The sequence below is a fragment of the Candidatus Erwinia dacicola genome (assembly GCF_001756855.1).
Classification (GTDB): Bacteria; Pseudomonadota; Gammaproteobacteria; order Enterobacterales; family Enterobacteriaceae; genus Erwinia; species Erwinia dacicola.
This window is the reverse complement of sequence record NZ_MAYS01000413.1, coordinates 1-2839: the sequence shown is the minus strand read 5'-3', so window position 1 is coordinate 2839 and position 2839 is coordinate 1. Positions and strand designations below refer to the sequence as shown.

The window sequence follows — 2839 nt, the reverse complement described above, 5'->3', positions numbered from 1 at the left end:
ATCAAATACCTTTCAAATCAGTATCAAACAATTTTCGCGTCTACATCAGCTTCTCTATTTTTGCTCATCTCAGTAGGTCGCTATTTTTTTGGCTGCTGTTTCGCAACCGCTTTAAAGGGGCGTCTCAGTAAATTTCTGCCGCTAGTCTACATTTTCCGCATCCGAGGCTGAATTATCACCAGCTTCATGGCAAACTGGCGCCCGGGTTTAACAGAACAGCCTGCGGAGGGCACTTTGGACAAAATTTTCGTCGAAAAAGCAGTCAATGAACTGCACACTATTCAGGATATGTTGCGCTGGTCGGTCAGCCGTTTTTCTGCCGCTGACATCTGGTACGGCCATGGCACTGACAATCCTTGGGACGAAGCCGTTAAGCTGGTGCTGCCAACGCTCTATCTGCCGCTGGATATTCCTGAAGATATGCGCACGGTGCGCCTCACTTCCAGCGAGCGTCACCGCATTGTTGAGCGCGTGATCCGCCGTATCAACGAGCGCATTCCGGTCTCCTATCTGACTAACAAAGCTTGGTTCTGCGGCCATGAATTCTATGTCGATGAGCGCGTGCTGGTGCCGCGTTCACCGATTGGCGAGCTGATCAACAATCGCTTTGCCGCACTCATCGGTGACGAGCCGCAGCACATTCTCGATATGTGTACCGGTAGCGGCTGTATCGCTATTGCCTGTGCTTACACCTTCCCGGATGCGGAAGTCGATGCGGTGGATATCTCCACTGATGCGCTGGCGGTAACCGAACAAAACATCAGCGCGCATGGCCTTGACCACCACGTCAAGCCGATCCACGCTGATCTGTTCCGCGAATTGCCGAAAACGCAGTACGATTTGATCGTCACTAACCCGCCCTACGTTGACGCTGACGATATGAACGACCTGCCGAACGAATACCGTCACGAGCCGGAACTAGGCCTAGCTGCGGGGCACGATGGGCTGAAGCTGGCACGCCGCATTCTGGCCTGCGCGCCGGATTATCTCAGCGAGCAGGGCATGCTGATTTGCGAAGTGGGCAACAGCATGGTGCACATGATCGAGCAGTATCCGGACGTGCCGTTTACTTGGCTGGAGTTTGATAACGGCGGTGACGGCGTGTTTATGCTGACCAAACAGCAGATTATCGACGCACAACATCATTCAAAATCTATAAAAGACTGATTTTAAATTTTAGCGAGGAAGCCGTATGGCAGGTAATACCATTGGACAAGTATTTCGGGTCACAACGTTCGGTGAATCGCACGGCATCGCCCTCGGTTGTATCGTGGATGGCGTACCGCCGGGGATCCCGCTGACCGAAGCAGACCTGCAGCACGATCTCGATCGTCGCCGTCCGGGCACTTCACGCTACACCACCCAGCGTCGCGAGCCGGACCAGGTGAAAATTCTGTCGGGTGTGTTCGAAGGGCACACCACCGGTACCAGCATCGGACTGCTGATCGAAAATACCGACCAGCGCTCGCAGGACTACGGCGCGATCAAAGATCTCTATCGCCCGGGTCATGCGGATTACACCTACGACCAGAAGTACGGCTTCCGCGACTATCGCGGCGGCGGGCGCTCTTCAGCGCGTGAAACTGCGATGCGCGTGGCAGCCGGTGCGATTGCTAAAAAATACCTCGAAATGAAGTACGGCATCAAAGTGCGCGGCTATCTGGCGCAGATTGGTGACGTCGCCTGCGAGCTGAAAGAATGGGATCAGGTCGAACAGAATCCGTTCTTCTGCCCGGATTCGTCGAAGCTGGAAGCGCTGGACGAACTGATGCGCGCGCTGAGAAAAGAGGGTGACTCTATCGGGGCGAAAATAACGTTGATGGCAGAGAATGTTCTGGCGGGCCTCGGCGAGCCGGTGTTTGACCGCCTAGACGCTGACCTAGCACACGCGCTGATGAGCATCAATGCGGTGAAAGGCATTGAAATCGGTGATGGCTTTGCGGTCGTTGGCCAGCTCGGCAGCGAGCACCGCGACGAAATCCGCAGCAGCGGTTTCCAGAGCAATCACGCGGGCGGCATCTTAGGCGGTATCAGCAGCGGTCAGACCATTGTTGCCAACCTAGCGATGAAACCAACCTCCAGCATTACCGTGCTGGGCAAGACGCTGACGCGTAGCGGGGAAGAAGTGGAGATGATCACCAAGGGTCGTCACGATCCTTGCGTGGGGATCCGCGCCGTGCCGATTGCGGAAGCGATGATGGCGATTGTGCTGATGGACCACCTGCTGCGCCACCGCGCGCAGAACGCCGATGTTGAAACCACTTACCCACGCTGGTAACGCGATGAAAAAGATGCTGATTGCCTTAGGCGCACTGCTGCTGACCAACGCCGCCGTACAGGCCGCCACCTCGTGGCAGACTATTCGCCAGCCGGTCAGCGGCGCGCCGCAATCGATTGGTGGCTTCGCCAACGGCTGTATTATCGGCGCTGAGGCGCTACCGCTTGAAGCATCGGGCTATTAGTGATGCGCACCAATAAGCGGCGCTATTATGTCCACCCGGATCTGATTGCCTTTATCCAACTGCTGAGCACCCAGACCCGTCAGCTGGGCCCCGGCGAAGTGTTGTCGGCGATATGGGCATGGTGGCCGGTGAGCGCTTCAGCAGCGGTCACGTCAGTCACCAGTCCGGTTTGGACATGGATATCTAGCTGCAGCTGCCGAAACAGCGCTGGACGCAGCAGATGTTGCTGAAGCCTCAGCCGCTCGATTTGGTGACTGTCGCCGGCAAAAATGTCGTGGCGCGTCACTGGCAGTTTGAGATCGACAGTCTGATTAAACTGGCGGCGAAAGATAACGAAGTCACGCGCATTTTTGTCAATACGCATGAAGTGAACCCGG

2 protein-coding genes and 1 pseudogene are annotated in these 2839 nt (G+C 56.0%); all 3 read left to right on the top strand.

Annotation, left to right across the window (positions count from 1 at the left end):
* Positions 1–234: 234 nt before the first annotated feature.
* Complete coding sequence (gene prmB, locus BBW68_RS11305; RefSeq protein ID WP_070135442.1) at positions 235–1167, top strand: 50S ribosomal protein L3 N(5)-glutamine methyltransferase; 933 nt, start codon at positions 235–237, stop codon at positions 1165–1167.
* A 25-nt stretch (positions 1168–1192) separates the two neighbouring features.
* On the top strand, positions 1193–2278 hold the full coding sequence (gene aroC, locus BBW68_RS11300) for a chorismate synthase (protein WP_070135441.1): 1086 nt from the start codon (positions 1193–1195) through the stop codon (positions 2276–2278).
* 4 nt (positions 2279–2282) lie between these two features.
* A pseudogene (locus BBW68_RS11295) lies at positions 2283–2839 on the top strand (penicillin-insensitive murein endopeptidase); the annotation flags it as partial.